At 60.8% G+C, this 24042-nt stretch carries 21 protein-coding genes and 1 pseudogene; 16 read left to right on the top strand and 6 right to left on the bottom strand.

Annotation, left to right across the window (positions count from 1 at the left end):
• Positions 1-99: 99 nt before the first annotated feature.
• The 4 genes from M2400_RS24865 to hpaI are packed head-to-tail and all read left to right on the top strand — an operon-like array spanning position 100 to position 3479.
• Entirely contained in the window at positions 100-492 is a 393-nt protein-coding gene (locus tag M2400_RS24865) for a 5-carboxymethyl-2-hydroxymuconate Delta-isomerase (protein WP_177122066.1), read from the top strand.
• A 49-nt stretch (positions 493-541) separates the two neighbouring features.
• On the top strand, positions 542-1846 hold the full coding sequence (locus tag M2400_RS24860) for an MFS transporter (RefSeq protein ID WP_177047977.1): 1305 nt from the start codon (positions 542-544) through the stop codon (positions 1844-1846).
• 10 nt (positions 1847-1856) lie between these two features.
• Positions 1857-2660 (top strand): 2-oxo-hept-4-ene-1,7-dioate hydratase, encoded by an 804-nt coding sequence (hpaH, locus tag M2400_RS24855; protein ID WP_177079387.1) that lies wholly within the window; start codon positions 1857-1859, stop codon positions 2658-2660.
• 18 nt (positions 2661-2678) lie between these two features.
• On the top strand, positions 2679-3479 hold the full coding sequence (gene hpaI / locus M2400_RS24850) for a 4-hydroxy-2-oxoheptanedioate aldolase (protein ID WP_177047981.1): 801 nt from the start codon (positions 2679-2681) through the stop codon (positions 3477-3479).
• A gap of 119 nt (positions 3480-3598) precedes the next feature.
• On the opposite strand, the gene hpaR is transcribed toward hpaI, so the two are convergent.
• Positions 3599-4021, bottom strand: a complete 423-nt coding sequence (gene hpaR, locus M2400_RS24845) for a homoprotocatechuate degradation operon regulator HpaR (protein WP_010175444.1) — start codon at positions 4019-4021, stop codon at positions 3599-3601.
• 195 nt (positions 4022-4216) lie between these two features.
• On the opposite strand from hpaR, the gene M2400_RS24840 reads away from it, so the two are divergent.
• The 10 genes from M2400_RS24840 to M2400_RS24795 all read left to right on the top strand — a co-directional run bounded on the left by M2400_RS24840 (position 4217) and on the right by M2400_RS24795 (position 15607).
• Complete coding sequence (locus M2400_RS24840) at positions 4217-5515, top strand: FAD-binding oxidoreductase (protein ID WP_177047983.1); 1299 nt, start codon at positions 4217-4219, stop codon at positions 5513-5515.
• A gap of 127 nt (positions 5516-5642) precedes the next feature.
• Positions 5643-6008, top strand: a complete 366-nt coding sequence (locus tag M2400_RS24835) for a cupin domain-containing protein (RefSeq protein ID WP_088424805.1) — start codon at positions 5643-5645, stop codon at positions 6006-6008.
• A 51-nt stretch (positions 6009-6059) separates the two neighbouring features.
• Complete coding sequence (locus tag M2400_RS24830) at positions 6060-6719, top strand: LuxR C-terminal-related transcriptional regulator (RefSeq protein WP_177079390.1); 660 nt, start codon at positions 6060-6062, stop codon at positions 6717-6719.
• Positions 6720-6804: 85 nt separating this feature from the next.
• Positions 6805-7626, top strand: a complete 822-nt coding sequence (locus tag M2400_RS24825; protein WP_259198446.1) for a molybdenum cofactor biosynthesis F family protein — start codon at positions 6805-6807, stop codon at positions 7624-7626.
• Entirely contained in the window at positions 7619-8419 is an 801-nt protein-coding gene (locus M2400_RS24820) for an SDR family NAD(P)-dependent oxidoreductase (RefSeq protein ID WP_177122062.1), read from the top strand. Before M2400_RS24825 ends, M2400_RS24820 begins: the two co-directional genes overlap by 8 nt.
• Entirely contained in the window at positions 8412-9173 is a 762-nt protein-coding gene (locus M2400_RS24815; RefSeq protein WP_177114922.1) for an SDR family oxidoreductase, read from the top strand. The genes M2400_RS24820 and M2400_RS24815 overlap by 8 nt, the downstream gene beginning before the upstream one ends.
• Before the next feature lie 174 nt (positions 9174-9347).
• A complete protein-coding gene (locus tag M2400_RS24810; protein WP_259198508.1) occupies positions 9348-14132 on the top strand; it encodes an RHS repeat-associated core domain-containing protein in 4785 nt (1594 codons plus the stop codon).
• Positions 14133-14498 (top strand): hypothetical protein, encoded by a 366-nt coding sequence (locus M2400_RS24805; protein WP_259198445.1) that lies wholly within the window; start codon positions 14133-14135, stop codon positions 14496-14498.
• Between the two features lie 166 nt (positions 14499-14664).
• Positions 14665-15081 (top strand): contact-dependent growth inhibition system immunity protein, encoded by a 417-nt coding sequence (locus tag M2400_RS24800; protein WP_310503561.1) that lies wholly within the window; start codon positions 14665-14667, stop codon positions 15079-15081.
• Positions 15082-15244: 163 nt separating this feature from the next.
• Complete coding sequence (locus M2400_RS24795; protein WP_259198444.1) at positions 15245-15607, top strand: hypothetical protein; 363 nt, start codon at positions 15245-15247, stop codon at positions 15605-15607.
• 84 nt (positions 15608-15691) lie between these two features.
• Here the strand turns inward: M2400_RS24795 and feaR are convergent, their stop codons facing one another.
• The 3 genes from feaR to M2400_RS24780 form a co-directional block, all read right to left on the bottom strand.
• A complete protein-coding gene (gene feaR, locus M2400_RS24790) occupies positions 15692-16645 on the bottom strand; it encodes a transcriptional regulator FeaR (protein WP_259198443.1) in 954 nt (317 codons plus the stop codon).
• A gap of 117 nt (positions 16646-16762) precedes the next feature.
• Entirely contained in the window at positions 16763-17347 is a 585-nt protein-coding gene (locus tag M2400_RS24785; RefSeq protein ID WP_259198506.1) for a DUF3156 family protein, read from the bottom strand.
• Entirely contained in the window at positions 17328-18827 is a 1500-nt protein-coding gene (locus M2400_RS24780) for an APC family permease (protein ID WP_177122028.1), read from the bottom strand. The genes M2400_RS24785 and M2400_RS24780 overlap by 20 nt, the downstream gene beginning before the upstream one ends.
• A gap of 217 nt (positions 18828-19044) precedes the next feature.
• Here M2400_RS24780 and M2400_RS24775 point away from each other — a divergent pair, with 217 nt between their 5' ends.
• Positions 19045-20373 carry an alginate export family protein gene (locus M2400_RS24775; protein WP_259198442.1) on the top strand — a complete coding sequence of 443 codons (1329 nt, stop codon included), beginning with the start codon at positions 19045-19047 and terminating at the stop codon, positions 20371-20373.
• Positions 20374-20544: 171 nt separating this feature from the next.
• Here M2400_RS24775 and M2400_RS24770 read toward each other — a convergent pair.
• A pseudogene (locus M2400_RS24770) lies at positions 20545-21021 on the bottom strand (flavin reductase family protein); the annotation flags it as partial.
• 59 nt (positions 21022-21080) lie between these two features.
• Positions 21081-22250 (bottom strand): p-hydroxyphenylacetate 3-hydroxylase oxygenase component, encoded by a 1170-nt coding sequence (locus M2400_RS24765; protein WP_177048697.1) that lies wholly within the window; start codon positions 22248-22250, stop codon positions 21081-21083.
• 228 nt (positions 22251-22478) lie between these two features.
• On the opposite strand from M2400_RS24765, the gene M2400_RS24760 reads away from it, so the two are divergent.
• Positions 22479-23966, top strand: a complete 1488-nt coding sequence (locus M2400_RS24760; protein WP_259198441.1) for an aldehyde dehydrogenase family protein — start codon at positions 22479-22481, stop codon at positions 23964-23966.
• The last annotated feature ends 76 nt before the right edge of the window (positions 23967-24042 follow it).

Below are 24042 nucleotides of genomic sequence, written 5' to 3'. Positions count from 1 at the left end.
TGCAGGCACCTCGGTGTATCTGGCTCACCAAGTTGATGCCATCGCAGGCAAGCCAGCTCCCACAGGAATCAACAGCGCCTCAAGCTAAAGGAGACACACATGCCGCACTTCATCGCCGAATACACCGACAACCTCGAACAGCAGGCCAACCTGCCGGCCCTGTTCGAACGGGTTCACGCCGTGCTGGGCGACAGCGGCGTGTTTCCCCTGGGGGGCATTCGCAGTCGCGCGGTGCGCCTGGACACCTGGCGCATGGCCGACGGCAAGCATGACTACGCCTTCGTCCACATGACCCTCAAGGTCGGCCACGGACGGGACCTGGAAACCCGCAAGACCGTCGCCGAAGCCCTGTTCAAGGTCATCACCGAGCACTTCGCCGAGCTGCAATCCCAGCGGCTGCTGGCGTTGTCGTTCGAGATGATCGAGCTGCACCCCGAGCTGAATTTCAAGCAGAACAACGTGCACGCATTCCTGAAGAACCAGGCGGGCTGAGCACAGCCCGCTTTCCGCCCATGGCACTCAAACCAAAAAGAACAACATCATGAGCACAGCCAATACCGCCGACAGCACCACCCTGATCGAACATCAGCGCACCCACAGCATCGTCACCTGGCGACTGATGCCGTTGTTGCTGATCTGCTACCTGTTTGCCCACCTGGACCGGATCAACATCGGCTTCGCCAAGATGCAGATGAGTACCGACCTGCACTTCAGCGACACGGTGTACGGCCTCGGGGCCGGCCTGTTTTTCATCGCCTACGCGCTGTTCGGCGTGCCGAGCAACATGGCCCTGGACCGGGTCGGCCCACGGCGCTGGATCGCCTGCCTGATGGTGGTCTGGGGCGTGCTGTCCACCAGCATGCTGTGGATCGAAAGCTCCACCGGTTTCTACGTGCTGCGCTTTTTGCTGGGGGTGGCCGAAGCCGGCTTCTTCCCGGGGATCCTGGTGTTTCTCAACCGCTGGTACCCGGCCCGGCGCCGGGCCCAGGTCACCGCGCTGTTTGCGATTGCCGTGCCGATGGCCGGAGTGGTCGGCGGCCCGCTGTCCGGGGCCATCCTGGAAAACTTCCATGATTTCGGCGGGCTGCGAGGCTGGCAGTGGATGTTCCTGATCGAAGGCGCGCCGGTAGTACTGCTCGGCCTGGTCGTCCTGAAATACCTGCCCGACAGCTTCGAAACCGTGAAGTGGCTGGCGCCCGCGCAAAAGCAGCAACTGCGCGAGCAACTGAGCACTGAAGAACAGCGCAAATCCATCACCTCCTTTGGCGGCATCCTGCGTGACCCGCAGGTGTGGCTGCTGGTGGCGGTGTACTTCGCGGTGATGCTGGCGGTAAACACCCTGGCGTTCTGGATGCCCACCCTGATCCACGGCGCCGGCATCGGCCGCGACAGCCAGGTGGGCCTGCTGAGCGCCGTGCCGTACCTGGCCGGGTGCTTCTTCATGATCGGCTGCGGGCGCTCATCCGACCGCAACCGCGAACGCCGCTGGCACCTGTGCGTGCCGTTGCTGATGTCGGCCATCGGTATTGCGGTGGCCGGGCTCTCGCCCACCAACCCGACCCTGGTGCTCGGCGGCCTGATCCTGGCCGGCATGGGCGCCAGCGCCGCGTTGCCGATGTTCTGGCAACTGCCGCCGGCGTTCCTGTCCAACAGCACCCAGGCGGCCGGCATCGCGCTGATCAGCTCGTTCGGCAGCATCGCGTCGTTCCTCGCGCCGTACCTGATCGGCTGGATGCGCGACACCACCCATAGCGCGAGCCTGGCCCTGTACGTGCTGGCGCTGCTTATCGCCCTCGGCGGCCTGCTGGTGCTGCGCACCCATGCGGCCATCGTCAATCCCCAGTAGAGATTTTGTGATGCTTGATCAAGCCCTTATCCAGCAAGCCGCCGCCCGCCTCGACCAGGCCGAACGCTCCCGTGAGCAGGTGCGCCAGTTTTCCCTGGAGCACCCGAACATCACCATCGACGACGCCTATGCCATCCAGCGCGCCTGGGTGGCCCAGAAAATCAAGGACGGGCGCAAGCTGGTCGGGCACAAGATCGGCCTGACGTCGCGGGCGATGCAGGTGTCGTCGAACATCACCGAGCCGGACTACGGCGCCCTGCTCGATGACATGTTCTTCGACGAAGGCACCGACATCCCGTTCGAGCGCTTCATCGTGCCCCGGGTGGAAGTGGAACTGGCGTTCATCCTCGGCAAGCCGCTGAAGGGCCCGAACTGCACGATCTTTGACGTGCTCGATGCCACTGAATGGGTGATCCCTGCGCTGGAAATCATCGACGCCCGCATCCAGCAGGTGGACCCGCACACCAACGCCACACGCAAGGTGTTCGACACCATCTCCGACAACGCCGCCAACGCTGGTGTCGTCATGGGCGGCCGCGCCGTGCGCCCTACCGAGATCGACCTGCGCAAGGTGCCGGCGGTGTTGTACCGCAACGGCGTGATCGAGGAATCCGGGGTGTCGGCCGCCGTGCTCAACCACCCGGCCAAGGGCGTGGCCTGGCTGGCGAACAAGCTGGCGCCGTACGACGTCACCTTGCAACCCGGCCAGATCATCCTCGGCGGCTCCTTTACCCGCCCGGTGGCGGCGAATCCGGGTGACACCTTCCATGTCGACTACGACATGCTGGGCTCCATCTCCTGCCGCTTTGTCTGAATACTGGAGGACTGTTTCATGGACATGCCCATCAACCGCTTCAAGCAGCGCCTGCAACGGGGCGAAACCCAGATTGGCCTGTGGCTCGGTCTGGCCGACGCCTACTGCGCCGAACTGGCGGCGAATGCCGGGTTCGACTGGCTGCTGATCGACGGCGAGCACGCGCCCAACGACCTGCGCGGCATGCTTGGCCAACTGCAGGCGGTTGCGCCTTATGACAGCCAGCCGGTAATTCGCCCGGTGATCGGCGATACAGCGTTGATCAAGCAGGTGTTGGATATCGGCGTGCAGACGCTGCTGGTGCCGATGGTGGAGACGGCTGATCAGGCGCGGCAGCTGGTGCGGGCGATGCGTTATCCGCCCCTTGGCGTACGTGGCGTGGGCAGTGCGCTGGCGCGAGCGTCGCGCTGGAACAGCATTCCCGGTTATCTGGATGAGGCCGATGCGCAGATGTGCCTGCTGGTGCAGATCGAGAACCGCGAAGGCCTGGAGAACCTCGACGCGATTGCGGCGGTTGAAGGGGTGGACGGGGTGTTTATCGGGCCGGCGGATTTGAGTGCGGCCATGGGGCATCGGGGCAATCCCGGGCATCCGCAGGTGCAGGCGGCGATTGAGGACGCGATTGTGCGGATTCAAAAAGCCGGCAAGGCGGCGGGGATCTTGAGTGCGGATGAAAAGCTGGCGCGGCGGTATATCGAGCTGGGGGCGGCGTTTGTGGCGGTCGGGGTGGATACGACGGTGTTGATGCGCGGGTTGCAGGGGTTGGCTGCGAAGTTCAAGGACACCGCAGCACCGGCCATTACCGGCGGCGTGTACTGACTTCCTCCGTAGCAGCTGTCGAGCCCCAGCGAGGCTGCGTCTGCGGTGTGTCAGGTACACCGCAGACGCAGCCTCGCTGGGGCTCGACAGCTGCTACGCGATGTACCTGAAGCGGTGTTTCAACGTTTGATGGTCTTCAACTCATCCAGCAACCCCAGCAACACCTGCAACTTCTCCTCCCCGAACTGCCCCTGCAAGCGCTGGTAATTCTCTTCCATGCACTGGCTCATCGACTCGAAACTCGCCTTGCCCTTCTCCGCCAGCGTCACCAGCACCCGCCGCTGATCCTGCTCGGCCTTGCGCCGGTGCACCATCCCCGCCGCTTCCATGCGCACCAGCACGCCGGTCATGCTCGGCTTGAGAATGCACGCCAGTTCCGCCAGTTGGTAAATCTCCAGCTCGTCATGCTGGCTGAGAATTCGGATAACCCGCCATTGCTGTTCGGTCAGCCCGTGCTCATTCAACGAAGGCCGGAAAAAACTCATGGCCGCTTCACGGGCCTGCAACAGGGTCAAGGTCAGGGATTGTCTGGGTTTCAACATAGGCTCAGGGTCACGATAGATTTAGTTAATGTTTTAACGAAACTCTACCACTCTCCTCCGCGCCTCACGCTATAACTTGTGAGGCAGGCGAAGGCTCTGGCGCGCAGGATCAAAAAGCCCGGCACACAGAATCAAGACATCCAGCGCGCCAACGGCCTTAATACACTCATTAGCTCTTCACTGTCAGGCAGCGCAATGATCAATATCGAAACGCCTACCTATTACACGGCGACCAAGAAATACAACCTCAGCTTCCCCACCCTGGAACAGGACGTGGAAGCCGACGTGGTGATCATCGGCGGCGGGTTTTCCGGGATCAACACCGCCCTGGAACTCGCCGAAAAAGGCATCACCAACATCGTCGTGCTGGAAGCGCGTTACCTGGGTTTTGGCGGCACCGGGCGCAACGGTGGGCAGATCATGGCCGGCATCGGCCACGACCTGGAGAAGATCAAGAAGGAGGTGGGTGAAGACGGCCTGCGCCAGATCTTCGAGATCAGCGACCTGGGCGCCGACATCATCAAAAATCGCATCGCCAAGTACGACATCGATGCCGACTTCTGCCACGGCTACGGTTACATGGGCTTCAACGCCCGCCAGGAAAAGACCCTGCGCGCCTGGGAAAAGGACTTCAAATCCATCAACACCCAACACGAGATCCGCTTCCTCGGCGGCTCCGATGTGAAGCAGATCATCGGCTCCGACGCCTACAGCAGCGCCCTGCTGCACATGGGCGGCGGGCATGTGCACTCGTTGAACCTGCTGCTGGGCGAAGCCAAGGCCCTGGCCGGCCACGGTGTGCGGATTTTCGAGAACAGCCCGGCGCTGGAAGTCAGCTATGGCGAACGCATCACCGTGCGCACCGGCCGCGGTTCGGTCAAGGCCAGCAAACTGCTGTGGGCCTGCGACAGCTTCCTCAACAAGCTGGAACCGGAACTGCACCGATCGACCATCAACACCTATGCGTTCCAGATGATGACCGAGCCATTGTCTGAAGAGCTGATCAAGCGCATCAGCCCGATTCGCGGGGCTTACAGCGACATCCGCCCGGTGATCGACTACTACCGCGTCACCAACGAAAACCGCCTGCTGTTCGGTGCCGCCACGCCTTTGGTGGAGCACATTCCCGGCGATCTGAAAGCCTGGAACCGCAACCTGATGCTGAAGATTTTCCCGTACCTCAAGGACGTGAAGATCGACCTGGCCTGGGGCGGCCCGATGGCTTGCAGCCCGAACCTGTTCCCGCAGATCGGCACCCTGCCCGGGCGCAGCAACGCGTTCTATGTGCAGGGCTATTCAGGCTTCGGCGTGACCCCGAGCCACATCATCTGCAAGGTGCTGGCCGAGGGCATGAGCGAAGGCTCGGCGCGGTATGACCTGGTCAGCTCGATCCATCGCCCGACCATCCTCGGCAAAGACGCGATCCGCCCGCTGCTGCTCACCGCCGGCAAGTCCTGGCACCAGCTCTCCGGTTACTGGAACGGCCGCCGCTAAAACCCAACACCTGACACCTGACACCTGTAGGAGCGAGCTTGCTCGCGAAAAACCTAAGGGCGCCGCGTTCATCCAGGACGCCAGCGCCCACATTGCCGCCTATTTTTTCTCATCAGGAGCAACTGCCATGACCCTCATTACCCTCAAGAAAGACATCCAGCTATCCGAACTCGACGCCTGGGGCACCGTCGCCGACCTCGGTTCAACCATCCTCGAAGGCGAAGTCCGGGCCTTCGGCAAAATGACCTTCGGCGCCCCCACCGACCCGGTCAGCAGTGCCTATTTCGGCACCACCCAGGGCAAGTTCCGCATGGTCTACCCGTTCGCCGAACAGGCCACCGTGGTCACCGGCGAGGTGGTACTCACCGACGAGTCCACCGGCCAGAGCACGCGCTACAAGGCCGGTGACAGCTGGTTCGTGACCAAGGGCACCCCGGTACTGTGGGAAGTGGTCAGCGAAAGTTTCGTCAAACACTACTTCGCCGTGGTGTGATAGCCCCGGCTGCCGGCCCCCGTCGGCAGCCCTTTGGCGCAGGTGCCCCCCATGCACACCCTCCCCGCCCACGAAGTCGCCGGCCAGTGCCTGCAGGCTTTTACCCGCTTGATTCCGGTCAGCCAGGCCGCGTTCTATTGCGTCGACCGGCAGCTGCAAGCCCGGGATTTCCAGTTGCACGGCATGAGCGGCGAGATGCACCGCGACTACCTGGACAACTACCGCCAGTTCGATCCCCTTCAACCGCGCAACTGCCTGTCCAGTGGCCTGGCCGTGGTGCCGCTGGGCCTTGCCATGGCCCGCCAGCCGGCGCGGGATACCCGACGGTATGGGGATTTTCTGCGGCGCTATGGCGTGGTGGATGTGGTGGAGATCCTCGCCCAGCGTGGCGGCCAGCCCCAGGCCGCCATTTCGTTGCTGCGCACTGCCGATCAAGGCGCCTTTACCGGCGAGCAACTGGCCCAGTTGAATGCCCTGCAAACCTTGCTGCAACTGGCCGTCGCCAACATGCAGCCCTCCGAAGAGGCGCTGGCCGGTTTGACGCCCAAGGAACGCCAGATCGCCCTGTTGTTGCGCCAGGGCGCCAGCAATAAACAGCTGGCCCAGGAGCTGGACGTCGGCCTGCCCACCATCAAGACCCACCTGATCAACCTGTTTCGCAAGACCGGCGTCAGCAGCCGTACCGAGCTGGTGGGCAGTCTGTTCCTGTAGCCGGCCTCAACCATCCGGTTGATGGTCGGGCCTGCTCCCGGGCGCGATGATCCGTGGTGTTCATCCACCCAACCGGAGCATCGCAATGACCACCCCTTCTGACTGGATCACCGTGGGCGCCCTGGCCGACGGCTTCGCCCCCGAGGCCTTCATCCTGCCGAACCTGGCCGACCTGAGCGGCAAAACCTTCACGCTGTACTTCGCCAATGGCTGGCAGATCGAGCACCGTTTCGAGCGCGACAGCCTGGCCTGGGTCGCCGCCGACGGCCACTCCAGCGGCAGCGCGAGCTACCGCGCAACCTCGGTGCGCCCCGGCCTGTACCTGGTGGATTTCATCAAGCGCGACGGTGCGCACGCCTGGTCGGTGAGCCTGGTGCTCGACACCGCCAGCGCCTCGTTCACCGCCGTGCTCGGACGCATGCCCACCCAGGAACAAACCCGCGAAGGCCTCTACAGCCGCGCCCTCGCCGGCAAGCCGCTGACCTCGGTGGAAGTGGAATTCCTCCACGGCAGCCTCGACCGCCCCTGGCAGGCCGGTCAATGCCCTCACGCCCGCACCACCGAACTGACCGGCCTGCGCAACCAGTACCGCTACAGCCCGAGCGAGGTCTACGAGCACATCTACCTCAATCACCAGTTCTACGCCTGGCAGTGCCTCAAGGGCGTCGAGCAAGGCCTGTGCGACACCGACCGCTGCGACTACTACAAGATCGCCGACCAGCTGTACCTGTTCGTGTGGCGCGAAAAAATCATCCCCACCCTCGGCCTGGTGCTGATCGACCTGCAGCAGCACCGCAGCGACGGCAAGATCTTTGGCTATGCCGACGCCTCCTTCGATGAGTTGTCGAACTTCCCCATCAGCTCCTACTGCCAGGTGCTCAACCGCACGGAGCATCCTGATGACTGAGCCGCGCACCCTTGTGATCACCGGTGCCGGCACGGGCATCGGCGCCGCCTGCGCCCGGCTGTACGCCGCCGACGGTGCACAGTTGGTACTGATCGGCCGTCGTCGCGAACCGCTGGAGCAGGTTGCCCGGGAAACCGGCGGCCTTGTGCTGGTGGGTGATGCGGCCTGCCCGCAAACGTGGGAAGGGTTCGTCGCACAGATTCGCCAGCGCTATGGGCGGATCGACGTGCTGCTGGCCTGTGCAGGCGGGCATGGGGTTGGCAGCGCCACCGACACCAGCCCGCAAACCTGGGAAGCGGCAATGCGCAGCAACCTCGACAGCGCCTTCTACAGTGCCCGGGCGTGTTTGCCGCTGCTGCTGGAGAGCGCCGGGAATATTGTGCTGATGGGGTCGATTGCCTCCCTGGCCGCCGGGCCTGAAGTGTGCGGCTACACCACGGCCAAGCATGCGTTGCTTGGCCTCAACCGCTCACTGGCTCGGGATTACGGCCCGCGTGGCGTGCGGGTGAACGCGGTGTGCCCGGGCTGGGTGCGCACACCGATGGCGGATGAGGAGATGCGTCCGCTGATGGACTTTCATGGCGAGACGCTGCAACACGCCTATGACCGGGTGTGCGCCGACGTACCGTTGCGCCGCCCGGCCAGCGCCGAGGAAATCGCCAGGGTGTGCCGTTTTTTGGCGTCCAGTGAGGCGTCGATCATTACCGGGGCGACGCTGGTGGCGGATGGGGGTTCGAGCATCGTCGATGTGCCCACGCTGGCGTATGCGCATATGGAGGTGGGTCATGGATGAAGACCTGGATTTCACTGGCCGCAGCGTAGTGGTAACGGGGGGCGCCCAGGGCATCGGTCGGGCCATCGTCGAGGCGTTTGCCCTGCGAGGTGCGCGAGTGATGATCGCCGACCTGCAACTGGCCGAAGCGCTGGCAGTGGAGCTGTGCGGACGCGGCTGCCAGGTGGAAGCGGTGGCCGTGGATCTGGCGGAGGCCGAAGCGGTATTCAAACTGATTGAGGGGTTGGAGCAAGGGTGGGGCCGGCTGGACATTCTGGTGCATAACGCCGGGTATTTTCCGCTGACGCCCTTTGCCGACATCACCCCCGCGATACTCGATCGCACCCTGGCGGTAAATTTATCGGCGCTGTTCTGGCTGACCCAGGCGGCGCTGCCGATGTTTCGTCGCCAGGGCCGGGGCTGCGTGCTGGTCACGTCTTCAGTCACCGGGCCGAGGGTCGCATTTCCAGGGTTGAGTCACTATGCAGCGTCGAAGGCCGGGGTCAACGGGTTCATCCGCAATGCCGCGCTGGAACTGGCCGGGCTGAATGTGCGGGTCAATGGCGTGGAGCCCGGCATGATCGCCACGCCGGCCATGGGCAATCTGGGGGATGACCAGGTGAACGCACAGATCGCCAGCCGGGTGCCGCTGGGACGGCTGGGTGCGCCGGCGGATATTGCCGGGGCGATGCTGTTTCTGGCGTCGGACCTGGCGGGCTATATCACCGGGCAGACCTTGGTGGTGGATGGCGGTTCGACCTTGCCGGAGGTTTAACGAAACGTCCTACCGAACGGCCAGATAACCTCTACTCCCCCGCCTTGAGAACCGCTGCAAAGTCCCTCGCCTGATCACACAGCGCGAGGGAACGCCGATGTCTTTTTCGATTACTGCTCTGCCCAGTGGGGCTGCCTCTTGATTCCCGCCATTGGCTTTTTCGTCGTGGCGGCGATGGACCCGAAGACGCGCGACGTCAATGCGGCTCTCAACGACTTCACACACTGCCTGAACACCTACGACGCATGGGCCGAGAGCTTCTGGAGCTTTTCGGCACTGGATGTCGAGCAGGTGTTCAAGGTCGGCGATGAGGTGTCGCTGGTCGCGCCCATCACCCGTTCTCTTTACCCCAGCAGCACCGTCGCGACCTGCAAGGCCAACTCACCGTTGACCCTGGTGCACATGTTCCAGAGCACACGGTTCGTGCCCATCGGCAATACGCCGGTCATGCTCCAGGAAATCGGGCAAGACGGCGGCCCGCTCGGCGCCCCCCTCCATAAAACCATCGGCCCCAGCGGCATTCTCGAAGTCACCGAGTGCACCGTCGACCGGCAGTACCGGGTCAGCTTTTATCCCAACGTTTCCAAGGACCACGTCAAGGCGCTGTATGCCTCCTACCAGTCCGAGATCAGCTCGCTGGAAGGTCGCCTGCGTGGCGAGTGGACGAGCACGTTCAAGCCGATATGGGAGAGCTATTCCAAGGCCGGTTATGTCGATCGGTATACCTCGCTGCAAGTGGCCTATGCGCAAGGGTTTGGCAACGTGCTTTACGGTCTTTGGGACGGTATTGCGCAACTGTACCAATGGTTAGCAGACATCAAGCCCAACAGCGAAAAGCTGCTGCAGTACATCTCCCAGGCCGAGCTTGCGGCGCTGCTGAAGCTCAGTAACGAGGCGATTGCCAAAGGGTTGTTGATCCTCAGCGATGAGCCGCTGCTGTTTATCTACCTGTCCGCGATGGTCAGTTGGATGCGCATGCTGCCGCCGCATTACATGTTTGAGTTGCTGGGGGAAATCACCACCGAAGTCTTGCTCAACCTGCTGTTGCTATGGGCCACCGGCGGCATGGGTGTGGCCGTGCGCCTGGGTGCGCAGGTGCTGGGCAAGGTCAAGTCCGAGCGGGCACGGGAATGGCTGGAGCAGATGGCCACGCTGGGCGGCACGGCCCGGATGGATGGGCATGCCGAAGTGCTTAAGCCGGTAGCGCTTCAGAGTCATGCCGTGCCAGTGAAGGCAGCGGCGGTGCCGTTGAAGGTGGGTCCAGATCAGGTTTCGAACCCGGCGGCTCTGGTGCGGGAGCCGAAGACGGCGCGCACGGCACTGGTGAAGCAGGAGCTTGTGGATGATGTGCCCGCCTCTGCCAAGAACCCTGGCGGTGATGCGGCCGCTCCCGCAGACAAAACCGCAACCAATGGCTGCCCGGTGTCGATGGTTACCGGTGAGGAACTGCTGACTCTCACCGACGGCTCGTTGGATGGTGTGTTGCCGTTTGCCTGGACGCGGTTGTATCGCAGCAGTGCGGTGGAAGTGGATTGCGGGTTGGGGTTTGGCTGGAGCCATTCGCTGGCTCAGCGGTTGGTGGTTAGCGGTGAAACGGTGGTCTGGACCGATCACGAAAACCGCAGCACGACGTTTCCCCTGCCCTCTGCTACGCGGCCAGCCATCACCAATAGCCTGGCGGAAGCAGCGATTTATCTGGGCGCTTTGCCTGATGAGTTGGTGCTGGCTCAGGCGTCCCTTTTCTACCACTTCCGTGACGGTGTACTGACGTCGATCAGCGACGCGTATGACAACCGGCTGCGTATTTCCCGAGACTACTCCGGGCGGATTCAGCGGATTGATAACCACGTCGGCCAAGGATTGCTGTTGCGGTATGACCGAGGGCACATCGTTGCGGTCGACTATCAGGTGCAGCGGGAACTGGACTGGGTTACCGAGCAGAACGTTGTTTCCTACAAGTACGACGACGCATGGCGATTGGTTGAGGCGACCAATGCTGTAGGCGAAAGCGAACGTTATCGGTACGACGATCAGCAGGTGATTCTGGAGCGGCAACTGGCCGGTGGGGCGAGTTTCTTCTGGGAGTGGGAACGGTCAGGCAAAGCTGCACGCTGCGTCCGGCACTGGGCCAGTTTTTCGCAGATGGACACGCGGTATGTGTGGGATGACAACGGCAGCGTCACCGTGCACAACGTCGATGGCAGCCAGGAAGTCTACGTCCACGACCAGCGCGCACGGCTGGTGCAGCGGATTGATCCAGATGGCGCCGAGCACTTCAAATCCTACGATGAAAAAGGCCGGCTGACGGTCGAACAAGATCCACTGGGCGCGGTGACGGCGTATCAGTACGACGAAGCCGGTCGGTTGATTGCGCTGTTTCCCGGGGACGATGCACCCACGTCCTACGAGCATGACAACGGGTTCGTTCGCGTAGTACGTCGCGGCGACGCGGTCTGGAAATACCAGCGTAATGACCAGGGCGATATCACCCGCAAGACCGATCCGGGCGGTAACTACACCGAATACACCTACACCAAACACGGCAAGCTCAGCGGCGTCTGGCACCCGGACAACAGCAGTCAGCGCTTTATCTGGAATGAACGTGGCCAGCTCACCGAAGAGAAATTGGCGAATGGCGGCGTGCGGCGCTATCGCTATGACGACCTGGGGCGGCAGGTAGCCTGCGAGGATGAGCATGGTGCGCTGACCCAGTATCAGTGGGACGCCGTAGGTCGTTTGCTGAAGGTGATTCAGCCGGGCGGTGCCACTCGCGAATTCAGCTACAACCCGTACGGAAAAATCACTGCCGAGCGCGATGAACTGGGTCGGGTTACCCGATACGAGTATGCCGACGGCCTGCACCTGATCAGCCGTCGGATTAATCCCGACGGCACACAGCTCAAATACCGTTACGACAATGTCCGGTTGTTACTGACCGAGATTGAAAACGAGGTTGGCGAAACCTATCGGCTCGACTACCACGCCAACGGATTGATCCAGCAGGAAACCGGGTTTGATGGGCGCCGCACGGCTTATGTCTACGACCTCGCCGGGTATCTGCTGGAAAAGACCGAGTACGGCGACGATGGCAGTCAACTGGTTACCGGTTATCAGCGAGACAGCGCCGGCCGCCTTGTACGAAAAACCCTGCCCGACCGGAGCATCGTCGATTACACCTACGACCGCCTCGGCAATCTCCTCAGCGTCGACGACGGCCACTGGCCGCTCCACTACGAATACGACCTGCAAAACCGCCTCACCGCCGAACATCAGGGCTGGGGCACCTTGCGCTATGGCTATGACGAATGCGGGCAGCTCAACTATCTGCGCCTGCCCGATAACAACCGCGTGGCCTTCCACCACGACAAAGGCGGCGACCTTGCCACCGTCGAACTGAATGGCGACCCGCTCACTTCACACCTGTTCAGATCCGGCCGAGAGCACCAGCGCCAGCAAGGTCAGCTCCTCAGCCACTACCACTACGACGATCAGGGCCGGCTGCACGCCCATGCCATCACCCAACAGGAACAACGCCACCAACGCCGCCAATACGACTACGACAAACGCGGCAACCTGACCCGCATCCTCGACACCCGCAAAGGCCAGCACGACTACCACTACGACCCGCTCGACCGTCTGACCCGCGCCGACCATTTGCACGACCTGCAGGAACGCTTCGTCCACGACCCGGCGGGCAACCTGCTGATGCAAGACCGCGTCGGGCCGAGTGTGGTCAAAGGCAACCGCCTGTTGATGCAAGGCGACCGTCATTACGACTACGACGCCTTCGGCAACCTCCTGCGCGAACGTCGGGGCCGTGCCCAGCAGTTGGTCACCGAATACCGCTACGACTGCCAACACCGACTGATCGCAGTCAGCCAACCCGACGGCACCCACGCCAGCTACCGCTACGACCCGTTCGGCCGGCGCATCGCCAAAACGATAAAAGGCCAAACCACCGAGTTTTTCTGGCAAGGCGACCTATTGGTCGCCGAGCACAGCGCCGATCACCACCAGAGCTACCTCTACGAACCCAATAGCTTCCGCCCGTTAGCACTGCTACAAGGCTACGGCCCGGAAGACGTAAAACCCTTCCACTACCAACTCGACCACCTCGGCACCCCGCAGGAACTCACCGCACCCGACGGCGAAATCGTTTGGTCCGCCCACTACCGCGCCTACGGCCAACTCGCGAAGCTGGACGTCAACACCGTCACCAACCCGTTGCGCTTCCAGGGCCAATACTTCGACCCCGAAAGCGGGCTGCACTACAACCGCCATCGCTACTACAATCCGGACGTTGGACGCTATCTGACGCCTGATCCCGTGAAACTGGCGGGAGGATTGAACGGATACCAATACGTGCCCAACCCAACGGGGTGGGTGGATCCGTTGGGGTTGAATACATGTCCGGGGGCGAACGGTTGTAAACCGGATGTCGGGGTTGGGGGTCCGACCGAAAAAGCTACGGTTAACGAAGGCCAGCCTGCTTTACCTCGTCTGACACAGGCCGAACGACGCGCACGAATTGATGAGCTTGGCGAGGCGAATGCATACCGCCGTCTTGATGAACTTGAACAAGCAACACCCGGAGCGCATTTTCTGGAAAAGCATGGGGCGCAGACGTCGCTAGCTTCCCAGTTGGAACGTGTAATGACAGCTAGAAACCCTACTACTGGTGACATTGAGAGATACGTTAGAGGTTCGAATAGGGGGCAACCAAGACTTCCTAGCGCCGCGACTCATTTTGTTAGCCATAGAGACCAACTAAATGCAATTCACCGCGCACAACTCATATTCAAACTCACTAACATATCGACATCCAGCAAACCGATGGACATGAAAAAAATTATTGGTGAGGGATATAAAAAAGACGGCTTCGAGTATGGAAAACAGACAAAAGCAAGAGTAATACTAGACCCGCACGGACAACCCATCACTGCTTACACGGAGTTTTAAATGAAGTTTTCACCAGACCTCCAAATCACCAGAAATCTGCTATTTACCTATTGCATCGAAAACTCGGACGACATAGAAAGAGAAGACTTCATCGTCTCAAAAAACGTCAATGACGACGGAGAACTCTCTGAACTTTTTGACAAACTTACAAAGCCTGTATTTTTTTCATACAAAGTCGATGAAAGGCAGTGGCATATAGACACACTCAAATACTTCTTAAAAACCAATGATAGCTTCGATTCCGTATTCTATCTTTTCGACACTTACTTTGAAGACGAAATAATTGACAGAAAACAGTTTATGAGAACCTTGCTCCAGTGCCTTGTGCGCTACCAAGTTGAGTTTACTGAAAGACCACCTACATAAGGCATTGCAGACAAACCTATGGGGTAGAAAAACAGTGGCAACCTCACTCGTCCAAACCACTGCTTAACCGCCTTTCAATCTTGACAACAATAAAAACGAGGAATGCCCTACTTAAGTCAACCCTATGAAATTAGTCCTCTTGGTAAAAACTGAACAAGACCAAACAATGAGCCCTGCATTAACTATATTGCAACAATTTTTAGGTGGCTATTTTAACCAGGACTGGGTCTACGAGCATGACTCCGCAGATGAAGTAATTGACTCTTTTATAAACGAATCAGCCCCCGAGACATTATGTCAAGTAAGACAGGAAATCATTGAACTCCTAGCCGTTCAAAATACAGAGATAGACCTTCAACAAAACCTGTTCTGCGAACAGTACTGTTACTACCACTACCTCCACGAGTGGACATCAGGGCAACTGTGGCTTGAGCATGTCATAAGAAAGCTCGACGCGGCACTGACTGAAAGAACGGAAAAAGGAGGAAAGATTGAGAGAATAAATGGTCCCCTGTACCGCCCACACACTATCTGCTCCCACCTCGTTTCCAGAAAATTCTTCAGCGGCACTTCAAACCGCTGACTAAATGCGCCGAAAACTATACATAGGCATACCCCACGACTCAACAGAGGCAGGGGAATTATCGGAAAAGACAAAAGATATGTAACATTAATGACAACAAAGAAAATTTATCATTTATGCTAAAAAATCAGGAACCCTAAACCGCTTACACGGACTTTTAAAAATGAAATTAAAACCCAAACTTTCGATCATTAGAAGCTTACTATTCACCTACAACATCGAAAACACTAAGGACCTCGAGCGGGAGGAGATAATAGTCTCCAAGGACATCAATGACGACAAACAACTTGCGGAGTTATTTGACGAGCTAACCAAACCTGAATACATCCTATATGACAATGAAGAACGGCAATGGTATATCGACACACTCGATTACTTCCTGAACACTGGCGAAACTTTCGACTCCGTCTTCTACCTATTTGGCACATACTTCGATGACGAAATTTCCGACCAGCGCCAATTTATGAGGGTTTTACTCGGGTGTTTGATCCGATACCAGGCAGAAGCCACGGAAAGTATTAAATAGTCAGAAGCCATTAACGCGGACAACAGCAAAGGGGGGGGACTTTCATAAAGCACTCCCTTCCTCTCTCGCATCCCCCCTAAAATTTCACCCCACCTGCTGCAACCGCCCAGCCCGAAAATCCTTCGGCGACACTTCAAACTGCTTCTTGAACGACCGGCTAAAGTGCGCCGAATCCGTAAACCCCCACTTATACGCAATCGACGTAATCGACTCGCTGCGCAAAAACGGGTTGGTCAAATCATCCGCACTGCGCTTCAACCGCGCTCGCTGGATGTACCGGCACACGCTGTCATCCTGTTCCTCAAACAACCGGTACAAATGCCGCACCGAGATGTTCAACCGACTCGCCAACCCCACCGGGCTCAGCCCTGGCTGGGTCAACGATTCATCAATCACTTTCTGCACATAGCTGCGCAGATTGCTGCCCTGCAACCCGCCACAATCATCGCGTTCATCATCCTCTTGCTCAAACGCCGAGCCCAGCAGCGAGACAAACGCCGACTGCAACGCCTGTCCCTCACCCACCGCGCCTTCGCCGTTCAGCGCGTCCTTGCAGAGTTGGTCCATCAACACGTGCAACATGCGCCCGCAGGCTTTGCTCGAGGAGATTTTGCCGAAGGTCTTGGGCTGGCTGCCAAGCTGTTTGCACACCTCCGCGCGAGACAACGACAGGGACGCGTGTTCGATCAGCCCGAACGGGGTGATGTCGATGGAGCCCACCGAGTCCATCAATAACAATTCGCCGGGAGCCAGTTGTACGCTCTGGCCGTTTTGGCTGATCTGGCAGTAGCCGCTGCGCTGGCTGACGAGGAAGCAGTTCTGGTCGTCATCGTGGTCGGCGCGGGTTTTGGGGCGTTTGATCAGGCCCGCGTTGGTGCGCAGGTTGGCCAAAGGCAAACCGCCGCGGGAAAAGGTGGTGATGCTGCCGATGAACAGCGAGCGGTTGAAGGCCAGCTCTGTGTCGAAGTGACCGCAAACCGCGCGCAGATCCCGGGTCCAGCGATCCAGCCCGTCTTGCCCTATCTGTTGCATGCTCATGGTTGTTTCCACCTTGGCTTTTTGTTTTTGTCGGGCAATAGTTAACATGTTATCTATATGCGCGCAACAAGTACGTGTCTGCCAAGGTGGTTGCACTATTGATGCCAAATCCTGCGGTCAGTGGGCCTGTAATGCGCGCTGGAAACCGCTCAGAGCGTCCAGCAACCAGGCGCGCTGGATGCTGCTCAAGGCGATATAGCGCCGGAACGCCGGCATGCGGTTGACCACCTCGCTGCCGCCCATATGCTCAAGCCGCACGCACCACTGGTGATCCTGCAGGTCGATGCGCAGGCGCTTGAAATCCAGCGGCATCAGGGCGCGATGCAATGCACTGCCCTCCTGCAATTCAGTTTGCAGAATGCTTAGTAGCGCCTTGTCTCCCGACCGCTGCCGACAGCGGATTCCGGTGCGTCGAACGGCCCCGGTGTGGTGCAGTTCGAAGCTCGCCGTGCCCTGCTGCGAGGCAGGGATGCGCAGCACGAATTCGGTCATCACCAGGTGCATCAACAGCTGGGATTCGGTGCGCTCCACGATCTCCAATTGCAACCCGAGGTCGCCCAGGGCAACCCGGGCCGTGGTCGGGCCGCACACCTCATAACCGGCCAGGCCAAGGTTACGTCGCAAGTGCTCCAGCGTAACCCCGGGCCGATACCCGGCAGGCGCGCGCCGGGCGCTGAACAGCTCAGACAGTTTTTGCAGCATGGCTGACATACCCGTTGTGGGACGGACCCGGCTCATGGGCGAACTCCTTGGCCAACACCTCCTCCACCGAGGCGGGCTTGAATGGATTGACCTTCTGCACCACCAGGGTCCAGAACAGCGCGTACGCCGCCGTGCACCCGAGCATCACGCCAAAGGGGATGTAGATGTCGGCAGGGTTCATGCCCGGCGGGGTGATAAACCACATGCCCAGCAGGATGCCGATGCTCGACAGAATCTGCGGCAGCGGGAAGAACGGCGAACGATAAGCGCGAGGCAGATCCGGCCGGCGAATCCGCAAAATCACCACCGACAGCGTCACCAGCAGGTAAGCAAAACTCCAGGCACACACCGCCGCCAGCACCAGGTGCATGATGTTGTCGGTGTTGCCCCCCAGGTACAGCGCGTGCAGGCACGGGATCAGCATCGCCACCAGGATGCACAGCAGCGGCGTCTTGAAGCGCGGGTGCAGGTAGGTGAAGACCTTGGGCAACGCGCCGTCGACCGCCATGCCATACAGAATCCGGGGCACGCCGGCCATCAGGGTGTTGATGGTCGCAGCGCCGGCAAACAGAAAGCCGATGCCCAGCCACATCGGGCCGATGCTGCCCATCACCTGCTCGGCGAATTTCGGGATGGCCATCGGCGTGTCCAGCAGGTGCACGCCGCCCGCCGCGTCGATCAATACGTTTTCCACCTGGCGCTTCATCGCGGCGCCGTAGATGAACATGCACGTGGCGACGCCCAGCAGCCCCAGCACCATCGCCCTGGGCATGACCTTGGCCGAGTTGCGCAGGTCCGGCGCCAGCGGCGTGACGAATTCGCAGCCAACGAACATGAACATCGCCATGCCCACCAGCGACAGGATGGTGATCAGGTCGGTGCCCACCAGGGACTCACCGAACCAGCCGTCCAGTTGCACCGCCGGGGCCGCGATCAGGCCCAGCACGCCGAACACCATCAAGGTGGTCCACATGCCGAACGTGAGGATGATCTCCGCCCGGCCGAACGCACTGACACCAAACGCATTCAGTACCCCGAACACGATCACGAAACCCACTCCCAGCAACCACGAACCGCCGGCGGATTCCGCCAGGGTGTTGAGGTGCTCGAAGTTCACCAGCGCCATCACCCCGGACAGGATGGTTTCGGCGGTGCCGGCAAACACATGCACGATCAGGTACGCCGACAAGGTGCCGGTGATCGCGAAGAACCGGCCCATGCCGCAGTTGATGTAGTCGTAGACCGAACCGGTGGTGGGCAGGATCGAGGCGGCTTCGGCGAAAGTGGTCGCCTGGGCCAGCATCATTACCACCGCGATCAGCATCGCCACCGCGAAGGCGCTGCCGCCGATGCCAAACCCCATGGTCGCGGTGAGGATCACCGGGCTGGCCATGATCAGGCCGATGGTGCTCGCCAGCGCCGTGGGAAAGCCCACCGTGCCGCGTTTCAGGTGTTCGGTGAGCCGGTCGTTGATCGACATGGTGCGGATCCTCAAGAAGCGGATTTTTAGAAGTATTGGCACTCTGCGCCCCGCCCTGGCTGATCGTCTTGCTCCTGGCTGCCGCCGGTTTTGTTGCTGCCTGCCACCGCCCCGCCGCTGGCGGCCTGGGACAATTGCCTGGCACGCAGGGGAAAGACTTGGCCCGGCGGCGCTCGCCCTAATGCTCCCTCAATTCACCTTGCTGGGGACTATAACAATGCAACACACACAACAAATCCGTCACCTGTACAGGGCCATCAGCCTGGGCATCGCCCTGACACTCATCGAGTCATCGGCCCAGGCCTTCGAGCTGTATGCCGATGACGACACCCACGTCACCGGCAACTTCCTGGCGGTGTACGGCCTGTTCAACAGCCGCAAGAACTACGACGGCACCATCGGCGGTTCCACTTGGCGCGAAGGTTTCATCAAGTATGGCTTGAGCATCGACCAGCGCTTCGGCGCCCTGGGCAGCGTGTATGGCACCGCCAATCTGGTCAGCTCCGGTACCTGGGGCGACGGCGATGCGTCCGGCGTGACCACCGGCAGCGAGCGCACCACCAAGTTCGACGAAGCCTTCGCCGGCTGGCGCTCGGGGGAGCTGTTTCCGGCATTGGGCAAGGAGGGTGTGGACCTGTCGTTCGGCCGCCAGGTCATCATGCTCGGCGACGGTTTCATCATCAACGACGACGGCCCGAACCTCGGCAAGGGCGTGGACGACGGCAAGTTCAACCGTGGCGGCGCCTACTACATCGCCGCGCGCCATGCCTTCGATCAAACTGCCGTGCTACGCCTGGGCGGCAAGGACGGCGTGCATGGCAGCGTGATGTGGATCAAGTCCGACAACCGCGCCCAGGCCAACACCGAAATGGCCGCCGGCACCCTGGACTACACCGCCGCGCCCGGCACCCTGGGGTTGACCTATATCCATGGCATCAGCGTTGACGACCGTTATGCCAATGACCTGCAAAAACAGCGCGCCGGGATGAACATCTACAGCCTGCGGGGCGCCGGTAATGCCGGGATCGAGAACGCGCACTTTTCCTTTGAATACGCCTGGCAGGACAAGGACGCCGGCCCGGAGAAAGCCTGGTACACCGAGGGCGGTTATACCTTCGCCGCACTGCCCTGGTCACCGGACCTGACCTACCGCTACAGCCGCTACTCGAAGAACTGGGACGCGATGTTCTCGGGCTTCAACCGTGGCTACGGCACCTGGGTGCAGGGTGAAGTGGCGGGCAATTACTCGGGGCCGTTCAATACCAACACCGAGGTGCAACACGTGGCGTTGAAGGTCAAGCCGCTGGACAGCGTGACCGTCGGCGCGCTGTTCTTCGACTACAAGACCTTGAGCAAGGGCGGAATGCTGAATCTCGACGGGCGCGAGTTGGACCTGTACGCCGAATGGGCGGTGAATGAACACCTGATCGTCACGCCGCTGCTGGGGTTGTACAAGCCGAACAAGGATGAGAGCAACGGTGGTAATCAGGTGGGTGGCAATGGCACCAATCTCTATAGCCAAGTCACCGTGGCCGTGCCGTTCTAGCGCAAATCCAATGGGCTGATGAAGATCAAATGTAGGAGCTGGCTTGCCTGCGATGGCATCACCGCGGTGTCTCTGATGTACCGAGGTGTCTGCATCGCAGGCAAGCCAGCTCCCACATTCAAGCGGCGTCAGTCCTCTAGAGAGGCGCTCGCCCTACGGTTGCCGCTCTTCGATCCGCGCATACGCCCCCTGGTGATAAAGCAACGGCGCACGACCAAAATCATCAAACGCCACCACCTTGCCGATCATGATCCAGTGATCGCCGCCATCCACCTGCTGGTACTTCTCGCAGTGAAACCGCGCCGAGCAATCGGCGAAGACCGGCGAACCGCCCTCCCCCGGTTCGAATTCGATTTCGGCAAAACGATCATCCCTGGGCCGGGCAAAGTTGTTCGACAGGTGGATCTGGTCGGCCGCCAGCACGTTGACCGCAAAATGGCTGGCCTGCTCGAACACCTCGTGGCTGTTGGAGCGTTTGTCGATGCTCCACAACACCAGCGGCGGGTCCAGGGACACCGAGTTGAAGCTGTTGGCGGTAACGCCGACCTTGCGCCCGCTGGCATCAGCGGCAGTGACCACGGTGACGCCAGTGGCAAAGTTGCCCAGGGCCCGGCGAAAGGCACGTGGGTCGAAACTGTTATCAGACATGCAAGACTCCCGGACTGCATCAACGCGCAGTCCTGATTGTTGTGATGGCCGGGTCGGCGTCAAATCATGCTCGGATCAGGCTCAAGCCCCATCAGCTCGCGGCCAAGAATCTGCGCGCACACGTCGTAGTCGGTGTAGGCGTGGGCGCCGGTCATATGGGAATCGCGGAACAGGCGCTGCATCTCGTTGTGCTCGAACCACGCATTGCCACCGGCGGCCTCGAACAAGCGGTCCACCGCCTGGATGCACATCTTGGTGGCGTACGCCTGGTTGGTGCGCCAGAACGCCAGGGTCTCGCGGCTCGGGTAACGGTGCTGTTCGCTGTGTTCGGCGTGTTCCTGCCAGGTCTTTTCCAGGAACGCCCGGGCAGCGGCCACCTGGTGTGTCGACTCGGCCAGGCGCATCAACGCCGGGGTCGCGGCGCCCACCGCCGCACCGGTGTAGGCACGCACGCGGGTCTTGGTTTTTTCGCGGAACACCTCAAGCATGCGCTCGGCCACGCCCAGGCTGACGGTGGAGAAACCACTGGCGAAATACGGCCGGTACGGCGAGTAGAAAATCTTGCTGTCGGGGTACAAACCAAAGCCGGCGGACTTGCCTTCCATCATGTCCCGGGCTTTCTGGATGCGGTGTTCGGGCACCAGCACGTTGTCGATGATCAGGGTCTTGGTGCCGCTGCCTTTCATGCCGGCAGCGAACCAGTCATCGCGAATCTGATAGTCGCTGCGGGGCAGGACCGCGAAGCAATAGTCCTGGGTGCCCTCGGCGTTTTTGCGACGGAAGCCGACAATCGCCCACTCGGCGTGATCGCAACCGCTGCTCCAGCCCATTTCACCGCTGAACAGCACACCGCCTTCAACCTCTTCGGTACGGCCAAACGGCGCGATGCTGCTGCTGGCGGTGGCATTCGGGTTATCGCCCCAGACTTCCTGCTGCAGCTTGGCGGGAAACAGCGCCAGTTGATGGCTGTGGGTGCACAACAGGCTCATGGCCCAGGCGGTGCTGGCACAGGCGCCGGCCAGCAAGGCAATGCAGTCGGCAAATTGCGGCAGGGAGATTTCCATGCCGCCAAAGGGTTTGGGTTGAAAAGCACGGTGCATGCCGATGCTCTTGAGCAGCGCAATGTTCTCGTCGGGGACTTTGCGGTCCTGCTCGGCCTGGAAGGCGTTGGCAGCGATGGTCGGCAGAATCGCCTTGAGGTCTTCGAGGAGCGGGTTTGGCTTTTTCATGGACGGCCCTGCTTATTATTGGATGTCCGGCTGGCGTTCAAACTCAACGAACGGCGCTGGATGTGGGGCCAGTATGGAGCGGGCAACACCCGCGGAAAATGCACCTTCCACAGCCAAGATTGCACTTTCCACAGGCCTGGCAGCCACAGACATATCGCCCGGCAGGCACAGACAAGCCCGGCTCGCCCAGGCTGGTTAACCTCGGGCTTTTGCGAGCAGGAACATCCCATGAGCGATATTGCGCTGCTGCCTGAAGTCCACGCCTTCCTCCGTCGAAACCATGCCTTGTTTATCGACGGCGGCTACGTGCCAAGCCACTCCAGCCAGACCCTGGACGTGATCAACCCGGCCACCGGCGAAGTGATCGCCCAGGTGGCTGACGCCGACCTTGCCGATATCGACGCGGCGGTGGAGTCCGCCCGGCGCGGCTTCCGCCAATGGTCCCAAGCCGCACCGGCGACACGCGGCAACGTGCTGCTGAAACTCGCCGACCTGCTGGAGCAACACCGCGAAGAACTGGCCCAGATCGAAACCTGCCAGTCGGGCAAGATCATCCAGATTTCCCGGGCCTTTGAAGTGGACCAGGCCGCGCACTTCCTGCGCTACTACGCCGGCTGGGCCACCAAGATCAACGGCCAGACCATCACCCCGTCGCTGCCCTCCTTTGCCGGCGAACGCTACACCGCGTTCACCCTGCGCGAACCGGTGGGCGTGGTGGTGGGCATCGTGCCGTGGAATTTCTCGACCATGATCGCCATCTGGAAACTCGCCTCGGCGCTGGTGACCGGTTGCAGCATCATCATCAAGCCCAGCGAGTTCACCCCGCTGACCATCCTGCGCATCGCCGAACTGGCCATCGACGCCGGCCTGCCGGCGGGCGTGCTGAACGTGTTGACCGGCGGCGGCCACGTGGGCAAAGGCCTGGTGGAGCACGCGGGCACCGACAAGGTCTCGTTTACCGGCTCGGTGCCCACCGGCATCGCCGTGGGCCGCAGCGCCATGGGCTCCGGGTTGACCCGGGCGACCCTGGAACTGGGGGGCAAGAATTCCGCCGGGTTCCTGCGGGATATGGACCTGGACAAGGCGGTCAACGGCATCATCGAAGCCGGCTTCCTGCACTCCGGCCAAATCTGCGCGGCGGCCGAACGCTTCTTCGCCCATCGCTCACAGATCGAGCCGATCATGGACAAGCTGGCGCAACGCCTGAGCCAGCTGAACATCGGCTCGCCCCTGGATGAGCGCACTGAATTCGGCCCGGTGACCAACCGCCAGCACCAACAGAAACTCGAATGGTTTTTTGCCAAGGCCCGCGCCGAGCACAACACGATTGTCCACGGCGGCAAGCTGATCGACCGCCCGGGCTGCTATGTGGAGCCCACCGTGATTCTCGCCAACACTATCAACGACACCCTGCTCAACGAAGAAACCTTCGGCCCGATCGCCACGTTCTTCCCCTACGACACCGAGGAAGAACTGCTGGAACTGATGAACAACACACCTTACGGCCTGAGCGCCAGCCTCTGGACCAACGACTTGAGCAAGGCCCTGCGCATGGTACCGGCGATCAACGCGGGCACGGTGTGGGTGAACATGCACACGATGCTCGACCCGGCGGTGCCGTTTGGCGGCAACAAGTCTTCGGGAGTGGGCCGTGAGTTTGGCGGGGCCTTTATCGAGGACTACACCGAGCTCAAGTCGGTGATGATTCGCTACTGACCGGCATTCGTCTGGGGCCTGAACACCATCCCCTGTAGGAGCTGGCTTGCCTGCGATGCAGACAACTCGGTTTTTC

Origin of the sequence: Pseudomonas sp. BIGb0558 (assembly GCF_024807515.1) — a bacterium.
Classification (GTDB): domain Bacteria; phylum Pseudomonadota; class Gammaproteobacteria; order Pseudomonadales; family Pseudomonadaceae; genus Aquipseudomonas; species Aquipseudomonas yamanorum_A.
Note: the sequence above shows the minus strand (reverse complement) of the source record. Positions and strands in the feature narration are given on the sequence as shown.